22 protein-coding genes are annotated in these 25,451 nt (G+C 72.2%); 10 read left to right on the top strand and 12 right to left on the bottom strand.

What is annotated here, in order from left to right; all coding sequences use genetic code 11:
• Positions 1–72: 72 nt before the first annotated feature.
• On the top strand, positions 73–918 hold the full coding sequence (locus ACIA5G_RS44195; protein WP_395934705.1) for a sucrase ferredoxin: 846 nt from the start codon (positions 73–75) through the stop codon (positions 916–918).
• On the opposite strand, the gene ACIA5G_RS44190 is transcribed toward ACIA5G_RS44195, so the two are convergent.
• On the bottom strand, positions 905–2,578 hold the full coding sequence (locus ACIA5G_RS44190) for an alpha/beta fold hydrolase (protein WP_395934703.1): 1,674 nt from the start codon (positions 2,576–2,578) through the stop codon (positions 905–907). The two genes, ACIA5G_RS44195 and ACIA5G_RS44190, sit on opposite strands and share 14 nt — an antisense overlap.
• A gap of 156 nt (positions 2,579–2,734) precedes the next feature.
• Between ACIA5G_RS44190 and ACIA5G_RS44185 the strand changes: the two genes are divergently transcribed.
• A complete protein-coding gene (locus ACIA5G_RS44185; protein WP_395934701.1) occupies positions 2,735–3,289 on the top strand; it encodes an RDD family protein in 555 nt (184 codons plus the stop codon).
• Here the strand turns inward: ACIA5G_RS44185 and ACIA5G_RS44180 are convergent.
• Together ACIA5G_RS44180 and ACIA5G_RS44175 are read right to left on the bottom strand one after the other, a co-directional pair.
• On the bottom strand, positions 3,182–3,820 hold the full coding sequence (locus ACIA5G_RS44180) for a response regulator (RefSeq protein ID WP_395934959.1): 639 nt from the start codon (positions 3,818–3,820) through the stop codon (positions 3,182–3,184). The two genes, ACIA5G_RS44185 and ACIA5G_RS44180, sit on opposite strands and share 108 nt — an antisense overlap.
• Positions 3,821–3,852: 32 nt before the next feature.
• Positions 3,853–5,022 (bottom strand): sensor histidine kinase, encoded by a 1,170-nt coding sequence (locus ACIA5G_RS44175; protein WP_395934699.1) that lies wholly within the window; start codon positions 5,020–5,022, stop codon positions 3,853–3,855.
• A gap of 180 nt (positions 5,023–5,202) precedes the next feature.
• On the opposite strand from ACIA5G_RS44175, the gene ACIA5G_RS44170 reads away from it, so the two are divergent.
• Complete coding sequence (locus ACIA5G_RS44170) at positions 5,203–5,661, top strand: hypothetical protein (protein ID WP_395934697.1); 459 nt, start codon at positions 5,203–5,205, stop codon at positions 5,659–5,661.
• Here the strand turns inward: ACIA5G_RS44170 and ACIA5G_RS44165 are convergent.
• Positions 5,645–7,030, bottom strand: coding sequence for an alpha/beta hydrolase (locus ACIA5G_RS44165; RefSeq protein WP_395934695.1), 1,386 nt, complete (start codon positions 7,028–7,030; stop codon positions 5,645–5,647). The two genes, ACIA5G_RS44170 and ACIA5G_RS44165, sit on opposite strands and share 17 nt — an antisense overlap.
• 528 nt (positions 7,031–7,558) lie before the next feature.
• On the opposite strand from ACIA5G_RS44165, the gene bglX reads away from it, so the two are divergent.
• The 5 genes from bglX (at position 7,559) to ACIA5G_RS44140 (ending at position 15,560) form a co-directional block, all read left to right on the top strand.
• On the top strand, positions 7,559–9,829 hold the full coding sequence (gene bglX / locus ACIA5G_RS44160; protein ID WP_395934693.1) for a beta-glucosidase BglX: 2,271 nt from the start codon (positions 7,559–7,561) through the stop codon (positions 9,827–9,829).
• A 30-nt stretch (positions 9,830–9,859) separates the two neighbouring features.
• The gene (locus tag ACIA5G_RS44155) at positions 9,860–10,129 is read left to right on the top strand and encodes a hypothetical protein (protein ID WP_395934691.1); all 270 of its coding nucleotides are present in this window, start codon (positions 9,860–9,862) and stop codon (positions 10,127–10,129) included.
• Positions 10,130–10,477: 348 nt separating this feature from the next.
• Complete coding sequence (locus ACIA5G_RS44150) at positions 10,478–11,707, top strand: DUF222 domain-containing protein (protein WP_395934689.1); 1,230 nt, start codon at positions 10,478–10,480, stop codon at positions 11,705–11,707.
• Between the two features lie 636 nt (positions 11,708–12,343).
• Positions 12,344–13,972, top strand: coding sequence for a GMC family oxidoreductase (locus ACIA5G_RS44145; protein ID WP_395934687.1), 1,629 nt, complete (start codon positions 12,344–12,346; stop codon positions 13,970–13,972).
• A gap of 13 nt (positions 13,973–13,985) precedes the next feature.
• On the top strand, positions 13,986–15,560 hold the full coding sequence (locus ACIA5G_RS44140) for a succinic semialdehyde dehydrogenase (RefSeq protein ID WP_395934685.1): 1,575 nt from the start codon (positions 13,986–13,988) through the stop codon (positions 15,558–15,560).
• Here the strand turns inward: ACIA5G_RS44140 and ACIA5G_RS44135 are convergent.
• Positions 15,535–16,362: an LLM class flavin-dependent oxidoreductase gene (locus tag ACIA5G_RS44135; RefSeq protein WP_395934683.1), complete on the bottom strand. Its 828-nt coding sequence runs from the start codon at positions 16,360–16,362 to the stop codon at positions 15,535–15,537. The genes ACIA5G_RS44140 and ACIA5G_RS44135 overlap by 26 nt on opposite strands.
• Positions 16,363–16,433: 71 nt before the next feature.
• Here ACIA5G_RS44135 and ACIA5G_RS44130 point away from each other — a divergent pair, with 71 nt between their 5' ends.
• Positions 16,434–17,351, top strand: a complete 918-nt coding sequence (locus tag ACIA5G_RS44130) for a LysR family transcriptional regulator (protein WP_395934681.1) — start codon at positions 16,434–16,436, stop codon at positions 17,349–17,351.
• Here ACIA5G_RS44130 and ACIA5G_RS44125 read toward each other — a convergent pair.
• The 4 genes from ACIA5G_RS44125 to ACIA5G_RS44110 form a co-directional block, all read right to left on the bottom strand.
• Entirely contained in the window at positions 17,294–19,117 is a 1,824-nt protein-coding gene (locus ACIA5G_RS44125) for a glycoside hydrolase family 5 protein (RefSeq protein WP_395934957.1), read from the bottom strand. The two genes, ACIA5G_RS44130 and ACIA5G_RS44125, sit on opposite strands and share 58 nt — an antisense overlap.
• Before the next feature lie 194 nt (positions 19,118–19,311).
• A complete protein-coding gene (locus ACIA5G_RS44120) occupies positions 19,312–19,887 on the bottom strand; it encodes a TetR/AcrR family transcriptional regulator (protein ID WP_395934679.1) in 576 nt (191 codons plus the stop codon).
• A 131-nt stretch (positions 19,888–20,018) separates the two neighbouring features.
• Positions 20,019–21,473 carry a phosphatidylserine/phosphatidylglycerophosphate/cardiolipin synthase family protein gene (locus tag ACIA5G_RS44115; protein WP_395934677.1) on the bottom strand — a complete coding sequence of 485 codons (1,455 nt, stop codon included), beginning with the start codon at positions 21,471–21,473 and terminating at the stop codon, positions 20,019–20,021.
• 50 nt (positions 21,474–21,523) lie between these two features.
• Complete coding sequence (locus tag ACIA5G_RS44110) at positions 21,524–22,144, bottom strand: hypothetical protein (RefSeq protein WP_395934675.1); 621 nt, start codon at positions 22,142–22,144, stop codon at positions 21,524–21,526.
• Between ACIA5G_RS44110 and ACIA5G_RS44105 the strand changes: the two genes are divergently transcribed.
• Entirely contained in the window at positions 22,143–22,268 is a 126-nt protein-coding gene (locus tag ACIA5G_RS44105) for a hypothetical protein (RefSeq protein WP_395934673.1), read from the top strand. The two genes, ACIA5G_RS44110 and ACIA5G_RS44105, sit on opposite strands and share 2 nt — an antisense overlap.
• Positions 22,269–22,314: 46 nt before the next feature.
• Here the strand turns inward: ACIA5G_RS44105 and ACIA5G_RS44100 are convergent, their stop codons facing one another.
• The 3 genes from ACIA5G_RS44100 to ACIA5G_RS44090 all read right to left on the bottom strand — a co-directional run bounded on the left by ACIA5G_RS44100 (position 22,315) and on the right by ACIA5G_RS44090 (position 25,291).
• Positions 22,315–22,965: a response regulator gene (locus ACIA5G_RS44100; protein ID WP_395934671.1), complete on the bottom strand. Its 651-nt coding sequence runs from the start codon at positions 22,963–22,965 to the stop codon at positions 22,315–22,317.
• Positions 22,950–24,077 (bottom strand): hypothetical protein, encoded by a 1,128-nt coding sequence (locus ACIA5G_RS44095; protein WP_395934669.1) that lies wholly within the window; start codon positions 24,075–24,077, stop codon positions 22,950–22,952. Before ACIA5G_RS44095 ends, ACIA5G_RS44100 begins: the two co-directional genes overlap by 16 nt.
• Before the next feature lie 149 nt (positions 24,078–24,226).
• Positions 24,227–25,291 (bottom strand): sensor histidine kinase, encoded by a 1,065-nt coding sequence (locus tag ACIA5G_RS44090; protein WP_395934667.1) that lies wholly within the window; start codon positions 25,289–25,291, stop codon positions 24,227–24,229.
• Positions 25,292–25,451 lie beyond the last annotated feature (160 nt).

The raw sequence follows: 25,451 nt of genomic DNA, 5'->3' as shown, positions 1-25,451 counted from the left end.
TCAGGTGCGGCGCCGGGATGTGCCGCGCTGACGCGCGCGCTGGGTGGCGAGCCCGCCGGAACCGCCGGACACATGACGTCCTTCCTGCTGATCGAGCAGCCCGGGGCGTGGGCGCCGGACGCCCTCGAGACCACGCTCGCCGAAGTGTTCCCCGGGCGGCGGCTCGACGCCGCCCGGGAGGCCGGCCTGCGCCCGCTGCTCATCCGGAAGCCGGGCCGGCACGCGCGGGTGCCGGGTTCGCCCGTCACGGTGTTCGTCGCCAGCGGCCGGCCGGGGAAACGCTGGCTCGAGCGGCTCGAAGTAAACGATCTCGCGGAGCTCGCCGGCCTCGACGTCGACGCGGTGGCCGCCGGGCGCCGCGGCCACGGCACCCCGGTGACCGGGCCGCTGTTCCTGGTCTGCACGCACGGCAGCAAGGACATGTGCTGCGCGGTCTTCGGCCGGCCGGTGGCGACCGGCCTGGCGCAGAACCACCCGGGTCTGGTGTGGGAGGTCAGCCACGTCGGCGGCGACCGCTGGGCGGGCAACCTCCTGACCGTCCCGGACGGCTTCCTCCACGGCGGCCTCGGCGCGGCGGAGGCCGAGCTGGTGGCCAAGGAGGCGTTGCACGGCAACGTCCGCCTGGACCACCTCCGCGGCCGCACGTCGGCGGAGAGCCCGTGGGCGCAGTACGCCGAGATCGCGGTCCGCAACCACACGGGTCTCCGCGGCCTCGACGCGGTGCTGGCGGTCGAGGAACACTCGAACGGCGAGACCCGCACCGTGGTGGTGGCCGCCCGCGAGCGCCGGTTCGAGGTGGTCCTGCGCCGGGTGCCCGCGGCGGGGGCTGGTGTGAGCCGGTGTTCGGCGCGCGTGGTGCTGTCCGGGTTCACCGTGGAGTCGGTTCGCGAACAGAGCCACGAGTTCATCGGCGGTTGAGCGCGCTGACCTCGTCCTGAACCCGTGTGCGCAACGCCGCAAGCCCGTCCGAGAGTCGCGTGTGGACGGACGATGCGCCGCCCCGCACCGGCCCGGCGACCGGGTACACTTTGTCCTCGCCCGGCAGCGGAACCCCGGGACAGGTAGTGGCCCCAGGCCGGGAGTTCTTGGTCAGGAACACGTTCACCAGACCGTCGACACACGGGTTGCCCGCCAGCGCGTACTGGCCGTGGAACGGCGAATCGTCCACCGAAACCAGCGGAACACCCGCCGCGCGCGCTCCCGACTTCGCTTGCTCGTACCCGGTCTGCGGGTCGAATTCCCCTTGAACCACAAGGATGTTCGACGCGGCTTCCGCGGGAACGCCGGGAAGTTCGTGCTGCGGCGCGTCCGACCAGAAGCCGCACGTTTCGCCGAGGCCGTACGCCCAGCCGAACAGCGGGTACTGCGGGCCTTGCCGGTCACTGAGCCGCTGGTACCAGGCCGCGCTGCGGGTGGGCTGGTCGCCGCACGCGACCGAGTACCGGGTGCCCGGCACCTGCTGGTAATCGGGGGCGAGCGCGGCGATGCGGGCCGGGGTCAGCTCGGCGGCGGGCACCCCGAACGTCGTCCGTGCGGCGGCGTCCAGATCTCCCGCCAACGCGGGCGGGGGTGTGGTGGCCGTCCCGTCGAGCGCGGCCGCGCCGCCGAGGAACACCACGGCGCCGAGCAGCCACCGCAGGGTGCTGCCGTTGCCGACGAAGATGCTGTCGTACGTGTCGGGAGAGACGCCTTGGGTGCCGTAGTAGGCGCGGACACGCTCCCACTTCGCCTTCACCTCGGCGACCGTGCCGCCCAGCTGCTCCGGGAAAGTGCGGGCAAGCCACGGGAGGTAGACGTCGTCGAACTGCCGCTGGTCGATGACCGGGAAAGCCTCGAAGTCGGCCTGCAGCCGGCCTTCGAAGTCGACGCTGGAGTCGAGCACGGTCTTGCCCGTGTGCGCCGGGAACAGTGAGGCGTACTTCGCGCCGAGCCAGGTGCCGTAGGAATAACCGAGGTAGTTGAGCTTCTCGTCACCGAGCAGGCCGCGGATCAGGTCCATGTCGTGCGCCGTCTGCCACGTGGTGACGTAGGGCGCGAGCGCGTCACTCTGGCAGGCCTCGGCGACCGCGCGGGGAACCTGCTGGTGGGCCGCGATGCTCGCCGCCGAGCGGTCGCGGGCGTCGAGGCTGCCTCGCGGGAGCCGGCCGACCGGGACCTGGCACTGGAAACCGTGGTTGTCGGTGCCCGCCTGGCCGGTGCCGCGCGGGTCCATGCCGACGAAGTCGTACAGCTCGTGCACCGACGGCTCCAGCGCGGCCAGTGAACCCGCCAGCGGGGTGCCCTGGCCGCCGGGCCCGCCGGGGTTCAGCAGGAGCGCGCCCCGCCGTTCGCCGGTCGCCGCGGCCCGGCTGATCGACACCTGGAGGTCCGGGCCCGCGGCCGGATCCGCCCAGTCGCGCGGGACGACGACCCGGGCGCACTGCACCGGCGCGTCGTCCGCGCCCGGCTTGAACGGGCAGTCGCCCCAGGTGAGCTGTTGCGTCGTGTACGGCGTCAGCGGATCCGCGGCCGCGGCGGGCGTGGCGGCCGCGACGAGCGCGACCGCCACGGCGGCCAATCCTGTCCGGGTGGTGCGCACCGGGTGTCCTTCCGTCGGCGGGTCGTCGCGCCGAGCCTGGCCCGCCGGCGCCCGCCGGAGATCAGCCCGGGGGACGAACTCGCCGCGTCCGCCTCGGCCCCGGGTATGAGACGCGCTCAGCGCGCGGACCGCCGGGAAGGTGGAGATCATGGGCTCATGAGCGGTTCCGGGACCGGACGCGGCATCGTCGGGCGCCGCGTCGTGCAAGCCGTGCTCGACGAGATGCTCGTCATGGTGCCCATGCTGCTGCTGGCGATCGCGGTGATCTGGCTGTTCCACCCGCGCGGCGTGGCGCTGCTGGGGTTCCTGAAGGTCGTGGTCTACACCATGCTGGCGCTCGACTTCGTCGGGCTGTGGTTCGTCAACACCTGGTGGCCGTACCGGCACGGCGGCCAGACCCCGGCGATGCGCTGGCTGCGCCTGCGCGTGGTCACCGTCGACGGCAGGCACCCGCCGCTGTCGGTGTTCCTGGTCCGGGAGCTGATGATGATGGTCGACGGCTTCGCGTGGGGGCTGGTCGGGATCGTGGTGATGCTCGTGACCCGCCGCCGGCAGCGGTTCGGCGACGTCGTGGCGCGCACGGTCGTCGAGCGGGTGCCGAAATCAGCGGGCCAGGCCGCTTTCCCAGGCCCAGATGGCGATCTCGGTGCGGTTGCGCGCCCCGAGCTTGCGCTTGGCCGCACCGATGTGCGTCTTGACGGTGGGCAGTGAAACCACCAGCGAGCGGCAGATCTCGTCGTTCGTCTCGCCGCGGGCGACCGCGCGGACGACGTCGAGCTCGCGCGGGGTGAGCGGGCTGGCGAGCTGGGTGGCGCGCCCGGGATCGCGGCGCGCGAAGTGCGCCAGCAGCCGGGTCGTGATCGCGGGGGAGACGAGCGCTTCGCCGTGCGCCGCCGCGTGCACGGCCTCGATGAGCAGGCTCGGCCCGGCGTCCTTGAGCAGGAAGCCGCAGGCGCCGGCGCGCAGGGCCGCGTGCACGTTTTCGTCCAATCCGAACGTCGTGACCATCACGACGTGCAGCGGGTCGGGGACGTCCGGGCCGGCGAGCAGTTCCGTCGCCCGCAACCCGTCCACACCGGGCATCCGGATGTCCATCAGCGTGACGTCCGGCCGCAGCTCCCGGGCCAGCCGCACCGCCTGGTCGCCGTCGGCGGCCTCGCCGACCACCTCGATGTCCGGTTCGCCTTCGAGGATCAGCCGGAACCCCGCGCGGACCATCGCCTGGTCGTCGGCGATCAGCACACGCGTCGGCACCTGGTTCCCCTCTTCGGCGGTCAGCCCGGGTCGAGCGGCAGCCGCGCGACGACGCGCCAGCGCTGCCCGTCCGCCGGTCCGGCTTGCACCGTACCGCCCACCGCCGCCACCCGCTCGGCCATCCCGAGCAGGCCGTAGCCACCGCGGCGGGCGGGGCGGCCGGCGCCGTCGTTGACCACTTCGATCCGCAGCTCACCGCCCTGCTCGTGCCGGACGAGCACCCGGACCTCGGCGGCGCCGGGCGCGTGCCGGCGGACGTTGGTGAGCGACTCGGTGAGCAGCCGGTGCGCGGTGGTGACCACCTCGGGGGCGACGCGGACGTCGGCGAGATCCGGGCTGACGTCGAGGTGGATGCCGTCGTCATCCGGGACCGCGCGATCAACGGCGGTGGCGAGGTCGGCGGGCGGCACGAAGAGGTCCTCCTCGCCGGTCCGCAGCGCGCCCACCAGCCGGCGCATGGCCCCGAGCGCCGCCGCACCCGCGGTTTCGAGCTCGGCGAACGTCCCGGTGTCCCCGCCGGTCCGCTCAGCGACGCGGTGCGCGGCCTGGACCCGCACGACGATCCCGGTGATCTGGTGGGCGACGAGGTCGTGCAGCTCGCGGGCCAGGCGCAGCCGCTCGGTGTTGCGCACTTCGAGGACGTCCACGCGGGCGCGGACTTCGGCGTCGCGCAGCACCAGGCCGCCGGCCAGCGCGGCGCCCCAGACCACGGCCGCCCCGGCGGCGTAGAGCCCGGCCGGGGTGTCGGCGCCGTAGCGCAGGATCGGCGCGAGCGTGGCGGCAAAGCCACCGAGAACCGCCTGTGCGGTGGCCGATCGGGGGGAGAGCCGGTGGCAGCAGGCCCCGACCACCAGCCCGATCGCCAAGGTCTCGGCGGCGCCGGGCTGCGGCGGGAGCCGCGAACCCGTCGCGGCGATCGCGGCGGTGATCACCGAACCCAGCAGCGAAAGTCCCGAGACGGCGGTGGCCAGGACGGCGACGTGGTCGGGGAACCGGCGGCGGAGCACGGCCAGCAGCGCCACGACCGGGCCGACGCCGGGCGCGAACTCGAGGGCGACCGTGGCGAGCTCACCCCGCACCGGACCGGACCGGATCGCGAGCACCGAGTCGAGCACCACCAGCACGCCGAGCACCACCGCCTCGGCCACCAGCGGGCCGCGGCGGCCGCTCCACGGGATCCGCGCGATCACGGCGGGCCTGCGTAGGTCATCTGCCGATGGTGCCGCACGAAGTGCCACCGCGCCGGGTGCGCGCCCGGCTTTCATACCCGGGTACGAGACCGCCGCGGGGATCTCGTACCGGCGGTTGATCGCGGCGGCCGCGCTGGCGGCAAGACTCGGGACGACGGACGACCACAACGGAGGATTCCCATGCGGGAGGCAGACTTCATGACCGGCACGCGGCCCGTCGAAGGGCCGGTCGAAGGCTTGCCGGGCTGGTACTTCGTGCTCGTCGGGCTGCTGGTCGCGAGCAACGACCTGACCCGGCAGTTCAGCGACCGGTACGAGTGGGTCGCGCTGCTGCCGCTCGTGCTCGTGGCGGTGCACCTGACGCTCTGGTTCACCCTGCTGTCCCGGCGCCGCAAGTACCTGCGCGCGGTGTGGCGCAGCAAGCAGGCGCTCGCCCTCGTCGCGATCCTGTTCGTGCTGCGGCTGCTGCTGCAGTTCGGGCTCACGAAGCTGACCGACGGCGCGGCGCCGCTGCACAGTTACACGCACCTGATCATCGGCCTGGTGATGCTGGTCGTCACCACGGCGGGGGCCTGGTTCGACCAGTGGCTCATCCTGCGCGTGGTGAACCGGGACGCCGCCGTCAGGCCGGGCAGCTGACGTCGTGCCGGAGTGCCTGCGGTGTCAGCAGGTAGCCGTCCACGACCGCCCGGGTGCACGGAGTGCGCTGGTAGACGGCGTGTCCCGAGCCTTCGTAGGTGACCAGTGTGGTGTTCGCCGGCGCCTGGCGGTGGATGCCGAGCGCCCAGGCGTACGGGGTCGCCGGGTCGTAGCGGGAGTTCAGCAGCAGGATCCGCGGCGCCCGCCGGACGTCCAGCCGGTGCGGCGGGTTCGCGGGCGGGCCCGGGATGCCGAGGCACGCGAGGGCTTCGTCGTGGCCCAGCATGCTGCCGCGCATGATCGGCCCCCGGCGCAGCTCTTCGGCGCGCAAGGCCGAGTACTGCGCGAAGTTCCTGATCCGGAGGTCGAAGTCCTGGCAGACGACGGCGAGGCGGATCGACCGGTAGTTGTACTCGAACCGGGTGGTCACCGGGGGCCGGCCGGCGACAGTGTCGGCGATGACCTGCGCGGCGTCGTCCCAGTCCGGGCCGTACATGTCCCCGAACACCCGGTCGCGCAACCAGTTGTGCGGCAACGGCAGCCGGTCGGCGGCGATGAGGGCCTGCTCCCAGGTCGTCAGGACGTCCTGGCCGTGCAGCGCGCAGGCGGCCGTCCGGTCGCACCAGGCGGCGAACTGCCGGAACAGCTCGTCGGCGGCGGTGGCCCGGTCGGCCACGAAGTGCCGCGTGTCGACGCTGTGGTCGATGGTGCTGTCCAGCACCATCGCGCGGACGTGGCCGCCGAACTTCTCGGCGTACTGCTGGCCGAGCAGCGTGCCGTAGGAGATGCCGTGGAAGCTGATCTCGGTTTCCCCGAGGGCACGGCGGACGGCGTCCAGGTCCTGGGCGTTGACAGCGGTGTCGGCGTGGTCGAAGACCGGCAGGTTCCGGGCGCGGCAGTCCGCGACCGCCCGCTGGTTGTACTGCCGCAAGGTTTCGAACTCCGCCGGGTCGGTGGGCTCGTTGCCGGGCGCGTCGGCCGCCGTTTCGCAGCGGATGAACTCGCTGCCGCCGGTGCCCCGCAGGTCGAAGCCCACCACGTCGAATCGCGCCCGCACCGCCGGGCTGAAGTAGTCCGGCGCCAGCGCGAACTCCGCGCCGGACGACCCGGGCCCGCCGGCGTCGGCCAGCAGCACCCCGACGCGGTGGGCCGGATCGGTCGCCCGGTGCCGGGCCACCGCGAGGGTGATCGACGGCCCGCGCGGCCGGTCCCAGTCCAGCGGCACCCGCAGCGTGCCGCACTCGCCGTCCTGGTCGTCCGGGCAGGCGGTCCAGGCGATCGGGGACGGCGACCAAGCGGCGCCGGCCATCGCCGGGGTGACACCGGCCAGGAGGAAAGCGCTTACCAGGACGGCTCCGGGCACCCGCACGGCTCTTCCCCCTCGTCGCTCGTGACTTCCCGACGGTAGGGGCTCACCGGTCCGGACCACAAGGTGCGGACGTCGTCAGGAGACCCGAGGTTCGGTGGTGGGCGCAAAGGATCGCCGGAAGGTGAACGCGTCCGGCGTCGGGCGACTCCCACGACAGGGTGACCACCTCCCGCCAGGAGTCGTCGAGGAGCCGGTCGAGGTCGTCCTCGATCTCCTCGGCGGCAGGATTGCGCCCGGATGTTCGCCCAGGGCACGCCGCCGAGGACCTCGGTGCGGGCGACCTTCGGCGACAGCCACGCCGGCCGGGTGCGAGACAAAAGGAACGACCTGACGTGATTCGGGCGCCGGTCGGCGCGGAGACCCTCCGACCGTAGGGGGAGCGGGCCGGCCGGCTCCGCCGCGACCTGCGCCGGGTGAGAGCCGGATCACCCGCTCAGAGGCCCGGCGCCGCGTCCGGCGAGTACGGCGTCCGGCGCCGTTCGCGCCTATTCTGTGCGACCCGAGTTCTCTCGCGAAAGGGTCCCCGCCATGGCACAGCCCGAGAGCCACGCAGCCGATCAACCCCCCGCCGACGGCGTCAACCGGCGGAGCCTGCTCGCCGGCGTCGGCGGCCTCATCACCGCGGGCGGGGTGGGCCTGCTCGCCCCGGCCGCCGCGGCCGCGGACCCCGTCGCTGCCCGGCCGGACCGCGACGAACGGGTCGAGTCGCTGCTCAGGAAGATGACCCTCGCCGAGAAGCTCGGCCAGCTCCAGCTGCTCGGCAACGAGACCGACGCGCGGGCGGCGCTCGCGACCGGGCAGCTCGGCGGCGTCTTCTCGGTGGTGGGCGCGGCGAAGCTCAACGCCCTGCAGCGCATCGCCGTGGAGCAGACGCGGCTGCGGATCCCGTTGATCTTCGGCCTGGACGTGATCCACGGGTACACCACCAACTTCCCGATCCCGCTGGCCCAGGGATCGAGCTTCGACCCGGCCGTGGCGGGCGCCGACGCGACGGTGTCGGCGAAGGAGGCCCGACGCAGCGGCATCCACTGGACCTATGCCCCGATGATGGACGTCACCCACGAGCCGCGCTGGGGGCGCATCGCCGAGGGGTACGGCGAAGACCCTTACCTCGCCACGAAATTCGCCGTGTCGAAGGTCCACGGTTACCAGGGTGCCGACTACTCGTCACCGGACCGTCTCGCTGCGTGCGCCAAGCACTTCGTCGCTTACGGGGGAGCGGAAGGCGGCCGCGACTACAACACCGTCGACGTCTCGCTGCAGCGGCTGCACAACTTCTACCTCCCGCCGTTCAAGGCGAGTGTCGAGGCCGGCGTCGCGACGGTGATGGCCAGCTTCAACACCATCAGCGGGGTGCCCGCCCACGGCAACGGCTACGTCCTGCACGACGTCCTCAAGGGCGCCTACGGCTTCCGCGGCTTCGTCGTCAGCGACTACACGGGCATCGAGGAGCTGATCCTGCACGGCCTCGCCGGCGACGGCGCGGACGCGGCGGCGGCCGCGCTCCCGGCGGGCGTCGACATGGAGATGGTCAGCACCAACTACGTGCGGTTCGGCCAGCGGCTGCTGGACACGCGCCGGATCACCCGCGGCCAGATCGACGACGCCGTCCGCCGGATCCTGCTGGTGAAGGTGAAGCTGGGCCTGTTCGAGCGCCCGTACGTCGACGAAGCCGGCGAGGTGAAAGCGCCTTCCCCGGCCGCGCTCGCGGCGTCGCGCCAGGCCGCCGGGCGGTGCATGGTGCTGCTGAAGAACGACGGACCGGTGCTGCCGCTGGCGAAGACCGTGCGCTCGGTGGCCGTCGTCGGCCCGCTCGGCACCGCGACCTACGACCTCAACGGCACCTGGTCGGGCCTGGGCACCGGCGCGGGCACCACCCCGTCGGTGACCGTGGTCGACGGGATCAAGGCCGCGGCGCCCGGAGCCACGGTGACCTACACCGCCGGCTGCACCGTCGACGGCGCCGACACCAGCGGGTTCGCCGCCGCGCAGCAGGCGGCTCGTGCGGCCGACGTGACCGTCGTGGTGGTCGGCGAGACCGCCGCGATGAGCGGCGAGGCGGCGGCGCGCAGCAACATCGACCTCCCCGGCGTGCAGCAGCAGCTGGTGGCCGCGATCAAGGCGACCGGCAAGCCGTTCGTGGTGGTCCTGGTCAACGGCCGGCCGCTGACGATCCCGTACCTGCACGACAACGCCCCGGCGATCCTCGAGGCGTGGGCGCCGGGCGTGCAGGGCGGGCACGCGGTCGCCGACGTCCTCTTCGGCACGGTGAACCCGGGCGGCAAGCTGCCGGTGAGCTTCCCGCGCGCGGTCGGGCAGGTCCCGATCTACTACAACCACGAGAACACCGGCCGCCCGGCCGACCCGGCCAACAAGTACACGTCCAAGTACCTCGACCTGGAATCCGGCCCGCTCTACGAGTTCGGCCACGGCCTGTCGTACACGACGTTCCGCATCGACGGCCTGCGCCTGTCCAGCACCCGGATGCCGGTGCGCGGCGGCCGCGTCGACGTGAGTGTGCAGGTGACCAACACCGGCGGCCGCGCGGGTGACGAGGTCGTCCAGCTGTATCTGCGCGACCCGGTCGCCTCGATCGTCCAGCCGGTCCGGCGGCTGTGCGGCTTCCAGCGGGTAACGCTGGACGCGGGCGCGTCGAAGACGGTCTCGTTCACCCTCACACCCGACGACGTCGGCTTCTACGACAACGGCGCCAAGTTCCGCGTCGAGCCGGGAAAGATCGAGGTCTACGTCGGCAACAGCTCGGCGGCGACGCTGATGTCGAGCTTCACCGTCGGCTGAGTGTGGCGTTTTGTCCGGTATGGTGGTTTTATGAGCCTGTTCGACATGATCAAGGAGAAGGCCACTGAACTGCTGGGCGGAGCGGGGGAGAAGGTCAGCGAGCTGACCGGCGTCGACCTGCCGATCGGCGAAACGGCCGACCAGGTCACGGAGTCCGCCACCCAGGTGACCGAGTCCGGGCAGGCCGCCGTCGAGACGGCCACCACGCAGGGGCAGGAGATCCTCGACTCCACCGGCCCACTCGGCGACGCCGCAACCGGCCTGGCCGGCGACGTAGTCGATCCGAACGCCCGAAGCTGAGCGGGCCCGGGCGGGGCTGTGTGGTCCCGCCCGGGCTCGTTTTCGTTTCCTCTTTTGTTCGCGGTGTCGGCTGTGGAGCTCGCTCGTGCGCGGGAGGAGATCACTGCGTTGCGGGCCGAAGTTGCTGCGCTCAAGCGACGGCCCCAAGTCGCTGCGTGGCAAGTCCGGACGCAAACCGGGCAAGCAACCCGGCGCGCCCGGAGTGCACGGCGCCTACGCGTGGTTGCGCGTCCGCGGCTACATCTCCACCGCCCGCAAACCCTTGGCTGCCAACAAACCTCGAAATGACATGAATAGTTGCCCCGATCGTGTGATGAACGGGTGTTCGAATCTCGGTAGTATTCAGTTATGACCGACAACGCGGTTTGGCAGGCTGATGCGGTGGCACTCGCCGACCGTGTTGGTGTGCTGCTTGCGTCTATGCGGTCTGCTGAAGCTGAGCTTGGTGCCCTTCTTGTGGAAATTGAGGGGCGGGGTGTCATGGAATTGTTCGGCTACCGCTCTGTTGCGCGGCTGCTCGAACATCTCGCCGACATTCCGAAGTCTGCTGCTGAGACGGTCATGAAGCGGGCCCGGGCTTTGCGTCCGGGCCGTGCCCTTGACGGCAGCCCGGTTGCCGCGCTCGCGCCCGCGACCGGGGTCGCTGCCCAGAACGGGCGGTTGAGCAACCCGATGATCGACACCATCGTTGGTGTGCTCACCCAGGTTCCGCCTGGAGAGCGGGAGGAGGCTGAGCAGCACCTGCTCGACTTCGCCGCCGATGCCGGCCACAAGCAGGTCGCGGCTCTCGGCACTCGGATTCTGGCTCACCTCGACCCCGACGGTTCCGAACCCGACAGCACCGAACCGACCACGCCCAGCCGCGAACTCTCGCTGCGTCGCAAGAGATCCGGCACTTGGGAATTGCATGGCCGGTTCGACGACGAGACCGGCACCCGGGCCAGCGCCCTGCTCGACGCTCTCGCCGAACGCCGCACCGGCGACGAGGGCCCCGACTTCCGCTCCCCGCAGGAACGCTACGGCGATGCCTTCTCCGACGTGCTCGACCTGGCCCTCAACGCACCCGAGGTACCCACCCAGGCCGGTGAACGCGCCCACGTGATGGTCGCGGTGTCGCTGCGTGACCTGCAGTCCGGCCTCGGCTCCGCGATCCTCGGCGACACCGGCCTGATGAGCGCGGCCGAAGCCCGCCTCCACGCCTGCGACGCCACGCTCATCCCCGCGGTCCTCGGTACGAAGAGCGAACCGCTGGACCTGGGCCGTCGCTGCCGCTTGATCACCTCGAGCATGCGCCGGGCCTTGTTTCTGCGTGACCGTGGTTGCGCCTTCCCCGGCTGTCATCGCCCGCCCCGGCACTGTCAGGGTCACCACGTGCGCCACTGGGCCGACGGTGGCCCGACCGAACTCGGGAACCTGGTGTTGATGTGCGGCCACCATCATCGGCTGTTGCACCGGTCAGGTTGGGAAGTCCGCATCGCTCCTGACGGGTTGCCGGAGTTCCTTCCGCCGGTTTTCCTGGACAAACGTCGAAAACCTCGGCGTAACAACCTGCATCAACCGTTGCCGTTCGCGGCCTGATCAACCAATCAACCAAAGATGGGAAAGGCCCGCAGCCAACCGGCTACGGGCCCACACCCATGCCCCCAGCAAGCCGGGTCGAATCATGGGCCCGATCGGCCACGAGCACCTACTGTCCAGTGCGCACCCGGCCCGCGCTCGCGCGAGTCCGCCGCGCTCGCTCAGTTACCGTTTGACTCGTCCGGCCCGCGCTAGCCCTGGCCGGCGCGATCACCCGCCTGTCGTTCGGCTCGAGCTGGCGCCGCGGCTGCTCTGGTCCGGCGGTCTCGCTGCGATGCTGTCCAGCTCGTACCGCCCCCACGTCCGCGCTCGCACGGGCCCGCCGCACCCACAGTGCCCGGCGACGAGTTCGCGACCGTCCGCGACCCGCCGGCCGATCCCGATCCAGCTCATCCCGATCCGGGTCAGCGTGCGGCACCCGGTCTCCGCCTTGTTCAGCTGGACTGAGCCGAGAACCGCCAGCCGCCGGGTCGCGCTCCCCACCGCACCGGCCGTGAACCGCTCACCATCCGGCTCGAGCCGAACCAGCGCACACCCACGCCGGCCACACCATTGCGAAACCAGGCACGGACGCTATACGGTTGACCGAACTAGAACAGGTTACAGTTTCCGGCGTGGGCCGACCGAGGAGCGGACATGGCGAAAAGGGCGCCGCGCGGCGATGAAGCCGACTACGTGGTCGTCGGGTCGGGTAGTTCGGGTGCTGCGGTTGCCGGTCGGCTGGCTGCGGCGGGGGCCAGCGTGATCGTGCTCGAGGCCGGCAAGTCCGATGAGAAGATGATGATCAAGAAGCCCGGGCTGGTCGGTCCGATGCACGCCGTGCCGCAGCTCAAGAAGCCCTTTGACTGGGGCTACTACTCGGTGCCGCAGAAACACGTTCTAGATCGCCGGATGCCGGTGCCGCGGGGCAAGGTGGTCGGCGGCTCCAGCTCCATCAACGGCATGGTCTACGTCCGCGGCAACCGTGCCAACTTCGACTCCTGGGCCGCCGAGGGCAACACCGGCTGGGACGCCGACAGCGTGAACGCCGCGTACAAGCGCATGGAGGACTTCGAAGACGGGGAGAACACCTTCCGGGGCGCGGGCGGGCCGATCCGGGTCACTCGCAACAAGCGCCCGGAAGAGGGCACCCTGCAGTTCATCCAGGCCACCGCCGACGCCGCCGGCTGCAAGATCCTCGACGACTACAACGCCGAGTCGCAAGAGGGCGTCAGCCGGATGCAGCAGAACGCCGCCGACGGCCTGCGCTACAGCGCCTCGCGCGGTTACCTCCACCACCTCGCGCCCGCGACGCTCGAGCTGCAGTCCGGGGTGCTGGTGACGAAGGTGGTCGTCGAGAACGGCCGGGCGACCGGGGTCGAGGTCGTCGACGCCGGCGGCACGCGGCGCACCGTCCGCGCCGGCAAGGAAGTCATCCTCTCCGCCGGGTTCGTCGGCTCCGCGCAGCTGCTCATGCTCTCCGGGATCGGCCACGCCGAGCACCTCAAAGACCACGGCATCACCGTGCTCGCGGACCTGCCGGTCGGGGACAACCTGCACGACCACATGTTCCACGCGCTGACCTTCCACGTGTCGTCGAGCCGGAACTCGGGCACGCCGTCCTACTTCGCGCGCGGGCTGGCCCGGGAGCTGATGCGGCCCGGCACCACGTTCCTGGCGAACTCGGTCTTCGAAGCGGTTGCGTTCCTGAAGACGTCGCAGGCCGAGGCGGTCCCGGACCTCCAGCTGCACCTCCTGCCGTGGGCGTACGTGTCGCCCAACCAAGACGCGCCGATCCGGCACGACGTCGACAAGCGCACCGCGCTCACCGTGCTGTCGACGCTGATCTACCCGAAGAGCCGCGGCACGCTCCGGCTCTCCTCGGCGGATCCGAAGGCGGCGCCGCTCATCGACTTCCAGTACCTGGCCGACCCGGCCGACCTCGAGGTGCTCGCCGAGGGCTCGGAGCTGGTGCGTGAGATCTTCGCGTCGAAGGCGTTCAACGGCGCGGTCAAGGAAGAGATCCACCCGGGCACGCGGCTGAAGGGCCAGGAGCTGCGCGACGCGATCCTCAACCGCGCGACGTCGGTCTACCACGGGGTCGGCACCTGCCGGATGGGTGTGGACGAGCTCGCGGTCGTCGGCCCCGACCTCAAGGTCCGCGGCATCGACGGGCTGCGGGTCTGCGACGCCTCGATCATGCCGTCGATCACCGGCGGCAACACCAACGCGCCCAGCATCATGATCGGCGAGATGGGCGCGCACCTCGTCCTCGCGGACCACTGACGGGAAGCCGGCCATGACCCTCACCCCGCTCCAGCTCACCCGCCCGGCGTCGGTGACCGACGCGGTCCTGCGGCGGCTCGTCGCCCGGGTGCCGGGCTCGTCCGGTGCGCCCTGGCCGCTGACCGAGGTCTACACCGGTGAGACGCTCGTCGAGCTGCCGCAGTCGGCGCCGGCCGACATCGAGCAGGCGTTCGCCGTCGCGCGCGCGGCGCAGCGGAAGTGGGCCGCTACGCCGCTCAAGCAGCGGCTGGCGGTGTTCAAGCGGGCGCACACGCTCTTCGTCGGCAACGCACCGGCCGTGGCCGACCTGATCCAGGTCGAGAGCGGCAAGAACCGGCGGATGGCGATCGAAGAGACCTGCGATCCGGCGATGGTGATGAGCCACTACCTGAAGCGGGCCGCGAAGCTGCTCGCGCCGACGAAGCGCGGCGGGCCGGTGCCGCTGCTGACGACGTCGACCGAGGTCCGGCAGCCCAAGGGGGTCGTCGGCATCATCGCGCCGTGGAACTTCCCGTTCGCCACCGGCATTTCCGACGCGATCCCGGCGCTGATGGCCGGCAACGCGGTGGTGCTGAAGCCTGACAACAAGACGGCACTCTCGCCGCTCTACGGCATCCAGCTGCTGGAGGAGGCCGGCCTGCCCGAAGGCCTGTTCCAGGTGGTCTGCGGCGAAGGCCCGGACGTCGGGCCGACGCTCATCGACCACGCCGACTACGTGATGTTCACCGGCTCCACCGCCACCGGCCGGGTGATCGGCGAGCGCGCCGGCCGGAACCTCATCGGCTGCTGCCTGGAGCTCGGCGGCAAGAACCCGATGATCGTGCTCGAGGACGCCGACTTCGAGGCGGCCGCGCAGGGTGCGGTCTTCGGCGCGTTCGGCAACACCGGCCAGATCTGCATGCACATCGAGCGGATCTACCTGCCCGAGGCGCGGTACGAAGAGTTCAAGAACGCGTTCGTGGCCAAGGCGAACGCGCTCGACGTCCGCGCCGCCTACGACTTCGGGCCCGAGATGGGCTCGCTCGTCTCCGTCGACCACATGCGCCGGGTCAAGGCGCACGTCGACGACGCCGTGGCCAAGGGCGCCACCGTGCTCTGCGGCGGCAAGCCCCGGCCCGACCTCGGCCCGGCGTTCTTCGAGCCGACGATCCTCGAAGGTGTCACGAAGGAGATGGACTGCGGGGTCACCGAAACCTTCGGTCCCGTGGTGGCGCTGCACGAGTACGGCACCGTCGACGAAGCCGTCGCGCTCGCCAACGACACCGACTACGGCCTCAACGCCTCGGTCTGGGGCACCGACCTCGGCGCGGCGTCCGCCGTGGCCGCACGCATCGAGTCCGGCAACGTCAACATCAACGACATCCTCGCCACCGCCTACGCCGCCAAGGGAACACCGTCCGGCGGGGTGAAGAGCTCCGGGGTCGGCGCCCGCCACGGCGACCAGGGCCTGCTCAAGTACACCGACGTGCAGAACCGGGCCGTGCTCAAGAAGCAGGTCATGGGACCGCGGGCCGGGCAGAGTTACGAGAAGTACGTCGAGGGCATGCTTTCCGGGCTGAAGCTCATGCGGAAGCTGCGGATCCGGTAGCTCGGGCCGGGCCGTCCCGCAGCACCCCGCGCACGTGGTCGACGGACAGCGACTCGGGGTCGAAGTTGGTCAGCAGCCAGGTCGCGCCCGCCCGCGCGTACGCCGAACCGTCGTCGCCGAGGGCGATTTCGGCGACGTGGTCGAACGGCCCGGTCGTGGTGCGCAGCGCGTCGACCTGGGCGACCACTTCGGCGAACTGGTCGGGTGAGGTGAGGTTGACCGGGAAGAAGCCGTCGAGCCGCGCGGCCCGGCGCATCGGCCGGAGCTTGCCGGGGAAACCGGCCGCCCACACCGGGATCCGCTTCGCCGGGGTGGGCAGGAACCGGATCCCGTCCACGGTGTAGTGCTCTCCGCGGTGCTGCACGACCTCGCCGGACCAGGCCGCGGTCAGGACGTCGAGGGCCTCGTCCAGCATGTGGCCGCGCACCCGGTCGTCGCACTCCTCACCGGTGCGCGAGAACTCCTCGCCGAACCGATCGCTGCCGAGGCCGACACCGAGGACGAGGCGGCCGTCGCCGAGGCGGTCGAGGGTGGCGGTCTCGCGGGCGAGCTTGACCGGGCGACGGCGGGTGATCGCGCTGACCATCGGGCCGAAGCGCAGCTTCGAGGTGGCGGTGGCGACGGCGGCCAGGGTGATCCAGGGGTCGGCGACGGCGGCCACCGGCTCGCGCCAGCGGACGTGGTCCCAGACGAACAAGCCGTCCCAGCCCGCTTCCTCCGCTTCGGCGGCGAGGCGGGCGATCAGCGCCGGGTCGGCCAGGGCGTCGAACAACGGGAGCCAGAGTGCGTGCTGTGCGGTCATGAAGAGAACGCTAGGTGGTCCGGGTGATCGAGAAAAGCGATGAAATCTGCCTGATTCGATAAGCTGAGCTGATGTTGGATCTCCGTCACCTGGTCACCCTCGACGCCGTAGCGACCGAAGGCACCTTCGGCCGGGCCGCCGAGCGCCTCGGGTACACGCAGTCCGCCGTCAGCCAGCAGATCGCCGCGCTGGAGAAGTCCGTGGGCGGCGCGGTGTTCGACCGGCCGGGCGGGCCGAAGGCGGTGCGCCTGACCCCGCTCGGCGGGGTGGTGCTGGCGCACGGGCGGGAGCTGGTCGCGCGCGCCGCGGCCACCGAAGACGCGGTCGAGCGGTTCAAGGCCGGCGACGGCCGGGTGGACATCGGCACGTTCCAGAGCGTCACGAACGTGCTGCTGCCCGCGGTGGTCCGGCGGCTGCGCGACGAGCACCCGGCGGCCGACGTCCGGCTGTTCGAGGAGGAGGCGGACGAGCCGCGGATCGGGGAGCTGGACCTGCTGTTCTTCGACGGCAGGGTCGGCGGCGAGGTGGAGCAGATCCGGGTGCTGGACGACCCGTACGTCGTGGTCGCCCGCCGCGGGACGTTCCCGCCGGGCCCGGTGCCGCTCACCGCGCTGCACGGGGTGGCGATGGTCGCCCAGCCGCCGATCTGCGACCAGGCGCGGGTGGAGCGGGTGTACGCCGAGTCCGGGGTCGCGCCACTGATCGTGTTCCGCACGGCGGACAACCAGGGTGTGCCGGCGATGGTGCGCGCGGGCCTCGGGGTGGCGGTCATGCCGCTGCTGGCGCTGGACGTCCGGCCGGACGACGACGGCCTGGCCACGCACCCGCTCGAGCCCGCGCTGGCGCCGCGGGAGATCTGGCTGGCGTGGCCGGCGAACCGGACGCTGTCTCCCTTGGCCGAGCGTGCTCTCGCGCTGAGCAAGGAGGTGGCTCAGGAGCGGCAGAGCACCGCGTCCGGGGTCCGGCTCGAGCCGATCCGGCCGGTGTAGGCGACACCGGCGACGTACTCGTTCGGCGCGCACTGTCCCTTGTAGTTGCCCGAGGCGAAGTCGCCGCCGGGATCGCCGGCCGGCCGGTTGTCACCGCGGTCGAACCAGACCGTGCGACCGTTCCGGCCCAACGGGGTGGCGGACTTCCCGCACAGCACGGCGGAGAACGCCGCACCCTTGACGCTGTAACCGACCACGGCGAAATCGGCCGGGCACTGCACCTTCGTGTAGCCGGACGCCCAGTCGGTGTCCACATGCGACTCGTCACGGACGACGGTGTACTCGGCGGGAACCGGGAGCGTGCCGGTGCACAGGCCACGGCCACCGGTGTGCGCGAGACCGGCGAGCCGCTGGCCGTCGGGGCAGGCGCCCTTGCGCGCGCCCGGATCCCAGTCCGGCTTCGCGCGGACCGTGCGTGACGCCGGGAAGTCGGCGTAGTCGAGGTTGAGCATGGACCAGTGGTCGGCCGCCGGGATCTGCCCGGTGCGGGACGGGGCGCCGATCAGCCGCTGCCAGGCGGGGCCGCGCCAGTCCGTGCCGTCCAGGACGTCGATGCGGCGGCCCGCGCTGTCGTAGGCGAGCAGCGACCAGCCGTCACCCGTGCCGCCGGTCTGGAAGCCGACCGCGGGCCAGTAGGCGAAGTCGGTGTCGGTCTCGGCGAGGTGGTTCACGAAATTCTCGAAGAACGCGCGCGACGCCGGGTCGGTGGTGTTGCGGCCCTCGCCGAACTCGCTGATCCACAGCGGCGCGGTGTAGTGCTTGCCGGTGTCCTGCTCGACGAAGAACGCCTGCCGGTACAGGGTGTCGCGCAGCTCCTGCGGGGAGAGGTCGCGGTAACGCGGGTCGTGGGTCTCGCCGATGCCGGTCGCGCCGGAGTGGTTCGGGCCGGTGTAGCCGTAGAAGTGCGCGGCGTAAACCAGCTTCCCGGACTCGACGAGCGTGTGCGACAGCGTGCGGGCCGGTTCGAGCGTGGGCCGGCCGTGCGCGAAGCCGTCGATGGGCAGGCCGGTCCAGTTGATGCCCTCGACGATGATCAGCAGGTCCCGGTTGGCCTCGGCGAGGATGCGGTCGGCCACCTGCTGGCTCGCGCGCTGCCAGTCCTTGTCATTGCCCCAGCCCCAGTTCGGGTCGTCGAAGGTGTTGCGGCGCACCTCGTTGTACAGGTCCGCGCCGACCACGCGCTTGTTCGCGGCGTAACGGCGGGCCATGAACAGCCAGTCGTCCTGCCACTGCTGCTCGCTCTGCGCGGTGTTCCAGCGCTCGTTGCCGTCGAGCCCGCAGCACCAGCGCGAAGTCGTGGTGTGGTTGTTGAGGATCACGGCGAACCCGCGCGCGGTCAGCCGGGCGACCACACGGTCGTAGACCTGCAACGGCGTCATGCCGTGCAGGTCCGGGTTGGCCGGCAGGTCGGGCACCGGCGCCGGGTCGTGGATCATCGCGTTGGAGAACTGCAGCCGCACGCTGTTGAGGCCCAGCTGCGCGAGCCCGTCGATGACGGTGTGGACCGGCACGCGGTCCAGCCCCAGCGGGGTCTGGTAGGCGATTTCGCCGGCGTGGTGATTGGCCGGGTCGCCGAAGTCACCCGAGCCGGTCCACGTCCCGCTCGCACCGTGCCAGTTGGCGGCCTTCAGCTTGAACCGGTCACCGTTCGCGTCGACGATGTACCGGCCACGCGTGCTGAGCGGCCCGGCCCAGGGCGCCGGGTCCGCCGCGGCCCGGGCGGCGGCCGGGGCGAGAGGGACCAGGACGCCGGCGGTGAGCACCATCGTGAGCAGCGCAGTCGTGAACTTCACGCGCGGAAGTTAGCTGATCTTTCCGCCCGCTGTATACAGACATGCGGGTGTTAACCGACAGTGCCGTCCGCCGCCGAAGGTCCGGTCTGCTGATCCGCGTTGTCCTGGCGCTCATCGGTCTACTGTGGACTCACGCGCTCCAGCGTCGACCGACGTGCGGATGGATGTCATCGGCCGGTGAGCAGGACCGCGGCGATGCGGTCGACGTACTCGCCGATCGTGTCGCGGTCCGCCGCGGTCAGGGCCCGCGTGCCGACTTTCCCGCGCAGCACGGCGATTCCGGTGATCACCGCCGCCAGGAGCTCCGCTCGCAGCTCGCGGTCCGCGCCCGTCAGGCGCGGTGCCAGCTGCTCGTCGAACGCGCGCTCGATGCGCTCGCGGACGACCGCCCGGATCATGTCGTCGTTTGCCGCCGTCACCAGGCCGGACAGGTGGCTCGGGTGGTCCGCGCCGACGTCCAGCGCGCGGTCCAGCAACGCCCGGGGGAGGTTCGCCAGCGGTGTCTCCACCGTCATCGAGTCCGCCGCCTCGAGGCCACGGCCCGCCGCCTCCGCGAACAGCTTCTCCTTCGACCCGAAGTAGCGGTAGACCAGCGCCTGGTTCACCCCGGCCGCCGCCGCGACGTCGCGGGTGCTGGTTCCTTCGACGCCGTGCTCGGCCAGCAGCGTCCGGGCCGCGGCCAGCAGCGCTTCCCGGGTCGCGGCCGCGTCACGACGGCGGGCGCGCGGTTCCGCGGTTTCCATCACCGGCCTCCCTCCCGGTCGGATGTCCGCAGTGTAGACCAGCACAAACAGGCTGTGAGCGTGATCATCGGCCGCGGCGTTCGTCCCGTACCGGCACCGCGCCGCCACGCCGGCGAACTGACGCTACGGCGTCAGCCGTCCACCAGGAGACCCCGAAGCGGGCCTTGCAGCCGTCCGGCTCGGCGGGACACGCCGGGCAACAGCACCAGGCGGTGCGTGCGGTGCTCGCCTCGCTGCTCCCGCTCCGCCTGCTCCTCGGCCAGCGGCCGCCACAGCTGATCAACGACGTCGGCCGGGTCGCCGTCCACCTCCGAGACGTCGCGGCCCAGGTGCTCGGCCCACAGGCGCAGCCTGGTGGAACGGGCCAGCTCGGGATCGTCGGTCGCGATGTTGACTTCCGTGTCGTTGAACAGCGAATGCTCGTTGAGGTTCGCCGACCCGATGGTCAGCCATTCGTCGTCCACGATGCCGAGCTTCGCGTGGACGTACACGGGTGACGCGGATTCCCCGTCGTGCGCGCTGATCGTCGTGGCGAGCAGGCGCTGGTTGCCGTCGTCGGCGTCGAGCAGCCGGCCGAGCTGGCCGCGGGTCGTGTCGGCGCCGTTGCTCGGCTTGCGCGGCAGCAGGAGCACCACGCGGAAGCGGTCGTCCGGCGGGTTCTTCAGCTTGTCGATCAGCACCTCGGCGATCTCCGGTGACCACAGGAACTGGTTCTCCAGGTAGACCAGCCGCCGCGCCGACCGCAACGCGCGCAGGTAGCCGTCGAGGATGGTGAACTCGCCCTTCGGCAGGAAGTCGTACGTGCTGTTCGGCACGGTCCGCAGCAGCTGGACGCGGGTGCTGCCGGCCGGCGCGGGCACCTTCGGCTCCGGCAGGTCCTCACCCGCCACCTCGATCCACCGCCGCCGGAGGTGTTCCGCGACGTCGGCGACCACCGGTCCGTGGAGCCGGGTCACGAGGTCGTGCCAGCCGATCGTGCGCGGCGGGTGGTCCGGGCTGTCGTGCCGGTCGCCCTCGAGCGCGGTGAAGTCCACCCCGCCGACGAACGCGACCTCGTCGTCGACCACCACGAGCTTTTCGTGGTGGCAGTGCATGGTCCGCTCACGGGAGTCGAGGACGCAGCGCACGGTCGTGCCCTCGGTGAACTTCCGCCGCTCTTCTTGAGCGAGGCCGCGCGTCGGCTTGAACGCCGGGACCGGCGGCCCCGCCCACACCAGCATCCGCACGTCGACCCCGCGCCCGGCGGTCTCGGCCAGCAGCTCCCGCAACGTCGGCGCGCCGGGCTCACGCGTGAGCCGGAAGTCCGCGCTCGCGTGCCAGTTGGCGATGTGCACGTGGGACTTCGCGCCGCGGATGGCGTTCTCGATCACCGGCAGCGCTTCTTCGCCGTCGATCAGCACTTCGACGCGGTTGCCGTCGCGGACCGGGGCACGGCCGCCGAACCGGTCCTCCGGTCCGCGCGGCTCGAGCACGTCACCCCAGCCGAGCTTGCGCAGTCGCCGCCGGTGGTGGGCGCACAGGACGTGCTCGAGCCGATCGCCCAGCCGCTCGTCCACCTTGTCCAGGAAGGAGTGGAATGTCGTCACCCTGCCATGTCACTACAGATCGGTGCCGCGCGCCGCGCAGTGACGCTGTGTCAGCCCTTCCACACCAACGGCGACTTGTCGTAACCGTCACCCTTGTCGAAGGTCGCGGCCGTGACCGCGGACCCTTCGCGCGCGCCCTGCAGCGTGCAGCTTTCGAACTTCGCGCCCGGCGTGGAGAAGTCCTTGCCGGAGGTGCCGGACTTGCACTGGTCGGTGCTGCCGGTGATGATCACGCCGGTCGAGCGGCCGTCCTCGCCGAGGGCCCGCAGCGACACCGACGAGTACGACAGGTCGGCGCCGTCGACGTTTTCGATCGTCGCGCGCAGGTAGTAGGGCGTGATGCCCTTCGCCTTGTCGCCGTACTTCGCGAGATCGGCGTTGGCCCCCTTCTCGATCGCGGTCACGGTGATCGCGATCGTGCCGCTCTTCGTCGTGCCGTACTTGAACGGGACCACCGCGCGCTCGCCGAGCTTCAGCTCGGTGCCGGGCTTGGTGACGTCACCGGCGGGCGCGGCGCCGGTCGAGGACTCGGTGGCGCTCGGCTCGGCCGGGGCGGCCGCCGAGCTCGACGGCGGAGCGGGCACCGACTGGCCGGGTTCGGCGCTGCCGCACGCGGAAAGCAGGAAAGTGGCGGCGCCGGCGGCGAGCAGGGTGGTGCGGACGTGCTTCATGGATCTCCTCGTGCTGCCCGCCGGAGGAGTTCCGGCGGGGGAGACGACCGCGCCGCGGCCCCGCGACCACACCCCCAGGGTGTTCGCGGGCGCCCGCGCGCGCGGCACCTTCGCCGGAAGCTAACCCGTTCGGCGGGGCACCGGTGTGGGCCGTTCGCACCACACGGAGATCACAAGTCGTCCACGCCGATCAGGCCGTCCTGGATGGCACGCGCGACGAGCGCGGCCTTCGTCGGCGCTTCGCGGCCGATGCGCGCGTACTTGACGCGGATGCGCTCGAGGTGGGAGTTCACCGTGCTCGCGGAGATCCCCAGCCGGTGGGCGACGAACTCCTTCGACTCCGACTGGAACCACTCGACGAGCACCTCGGCCTCCCGCGCCGACAGCGCGGGCCGGGTCTCCGACCGGTCCCCGGCGAGCGCGCCGGCCAGCGACGGCGGGGTGTAGGGCCGGTCGTCGGCGGCGGCCCGCGTCGCCTCGACGAGGTGCTCGCCCCCTTCGGCCTTCGTCAGGTAGCTCAGCGCGCCGAGCTCGAGGCACTGCAGGGCGACGTCGTCGTCGGCGCGCATCGAGTAGACGACCACCCGGCGCCCGGCCTCGGCGAGCCGCCGTAGGTCGCCGAACGCCGGCGCGGGCCCGCCCAGGTGCAGGTCGAAGATCACGACGTCGGCCGTGGCGCCCGCGCCGATCCAGGCGGCTTTGACGTCCTCGCCCTCGGCGACGACGTCGATCGGGGGCGCGCCGGCCGCCAGCCAGTACGCCACGCCGGCCCGCACCGCCGGGTGGTCGTCGACGACCACCGCCGTCACTCGGGTCGCCACCGCGCCTCCATCCAGAGCTGTCCGTCCCGGGACTGGGACGTGACGGGAACCGCCGCGGATCCCGCGAAGTCCGGGACGCCGCCCGCAGTGTCCGCGACGACGGCCACCCGGACCAGGCCGGGGGTGCGCAGCACGCTCACCCGAGCCCGGGTGCGGGCGGCGGTCAGCGCGGTGAGCACCGGCCCGGTCAGCTCGCGGCGGGCCGGCGGCGGGACGTCGACGGGGTCGCCGCTCACGGCGAGCGCCACGGTGACCCCGCGCCGCTCGGCCACGTCGAGGCAGGCGCCGACCTCGTGCACCAGCGGGTCGGGCACGTCGTCGTGCTCCGCGAACAGCCGCCGCAGCTGCGCGGCGGCGAGGGCACAGCGGGCGCGTGCTTCGGCGGAACGGGGGTCGACGGTGCCGTCGGCGAGGCCGGCCAGCAACGGCAGGGTGGCGCCGAGCTGTTCGGCGAACCCGGTCCGCAGGTCGTGCTCCGCTTGCGCGGCGAGGGCGGCGCGCGTGGCCAGGCGCTCCCGTTCGGCGGCGGCCACGGCGGCCTCACCCGCGCGCCGGTCGAGCAGCCGGATCAGCCCGGCGATGACGAGCTGGAAGGTGGTGACGCCGAACAGCACGATCGCGGCGTCGCCGAGCTCGGTGCGGGTCGGGGTGCCGTCGAGCAGGAACTGGGTGACGGTGGCGGCGGTGTGCGCGGCGAGCGCGGTGACCAGGGCCGGCGTCCGGTCGGCGAGCAGCACCAGCAGGGGCCACCCGGCGAGACCGAACGACCAGTGCGCTTCACGGAAGAAGGTGTCGGGCGGGAGGGCGGCGGTCGCGGCAACGGAGGCGGCGAGCACCACCAGGGTCCCACCCGCGGCGACGGCGGTGGGCAGCGGCTTGCGGCGCAACAGCCAGATCGCGCAGATCCCGGTGACGGTGGCAAAGGTGGCGAAGGCGAGATCGGCGGCGAGTGGTGGCCGGTAGGCGGAGTGGTGTTGCAGCAGGGGAACGAGGCTGAGTCCGAACTGGATGGTCACGGTGACCCCGACCAGCACGATCCGGATGGCCGCGGCGAGCCGGACCGCGGGGTCGGTCCGGGGGCTGCTCGGTGCGGCGGTGGCGGGTTCAGTCATGGGTCCGCCCGGGTGGCGCGGTCCTGGGGTCGCCTTGGTGCGGCGGTCGCGGGGAGCAGTGAGCGAGTCGCGGCGGAGCAGGGCAGGCGTAACCCAGTCCGAATCGGACGGCCCCGGCGGCGAGGATCGGCATGACGGCTGCCGCGAAGTCAGTCACGCGACCACCTCAGCGTCACGGTCGTCCCGGCACCGGGTGCCGAGCTGATCTCCGCCGTGCCCCCGGCGGCGCTCATGCGCTCCACCACCGAACCGCGGACACCCCGGCGGGCCGGCGGAACCCGGGCCGGGTCGAAGCCCGCGCCGTCATCGGAGACCGTCACCACCACTCCGCCCGGAGCCGCACCCAGGCGCACCGAAACGGTGTCCGCGCCGGAGTGGCGTTCCGCGTTGCGCAGCGCCTCCTCGGCCGCGCGCACCAGGGCCAGCGCCGCCGAGGCCGGGACCTGCGGCACCGGCTCCCACACCGCCGAAACCGGCAGCGCACGCCTGGCCAGCACCTCGCGCAGGCCCGCTTCGAGGTCGACCGGCGTGTCGCCGGTGAGGATCGCCAGGTCGCGGGCCGCGTAGCCGGCCACCGCGCCGGGGTCGGTCGCCGTGCCGGACGCGATCGCCAGGAACGTCGACGACGCCGTGTCGTGCAGCAACGCCAGGTATTCGCGCTCCCGGCGGCGCCGGTCCCGGTCCAGGGCCTCGGCCTGCTCGAGGGCCGCCTGTTCGGCGCGCACCGCGTCCGTCCGCGCGGTCGACCGGATCAGCAGCACGAACGCCAGCCGCGCGAGCACGGTCTCCACGACCACCCGCAGCACGACCGGCAGCCATTCCCCGGGCCCGGCGGCGATCCCGGCCGCCAGCAGCACGGCCAGCGCCGGCCCGGTCACCCGCGGCGGATGTTCCCACTGCCAGGTGATCGCGGTGATCGTGAGGACGTTGAGCGCCCACAGGCTCGCCTCCCCGGGCACCGACGTGATCCACGGCTGGCACACGCACACCGCCCCGGCCCGGAGGACCGACAGGACGAAGGAGCGCTTCGCGAAGACGTCGGCCGCACTCGCGACGAGGGTGAGCGCGAGCAGCCCGAAAGCCAGCGGCAGCGCGCCCGCGGGCGTGGCGACCACCCCGAAGATCCCGACGATCGAGGTGGCCACGGCCCGCGCCGGCCCGGCGAACCGCGTGACGGCGGCCCGGAACTGCGCCTCGACCGGCCCGGCGGTCATCACACCCCCGGCACGGCCTCGAGCGAAAAGCGGACGAACCGTTTCTACCAGGGCCGTGGGGGGGGGGGGGGGGGGGGGGGGGGGGCGGCCCGCCGCGCCCCCCCCCCCCCCCCGCCCCCCCCCGGCCCCCCCCCACCCCCCCCCCCCCCCCCCCCCCGAC

The organism is Amycolatopsis sp. NPDC051758, from assembly GCF_044453095.1.
Lineage (GTDB): Bacteria > Actinomycetota > Actinomycetes > Mycobacteriales > Pseudonocardiaceae > Amycolatopsis.
Note: the sequence above shows the minus strand (reverse complement) of the source record. Positions and strands in the feature narration are given on the sequence as shown.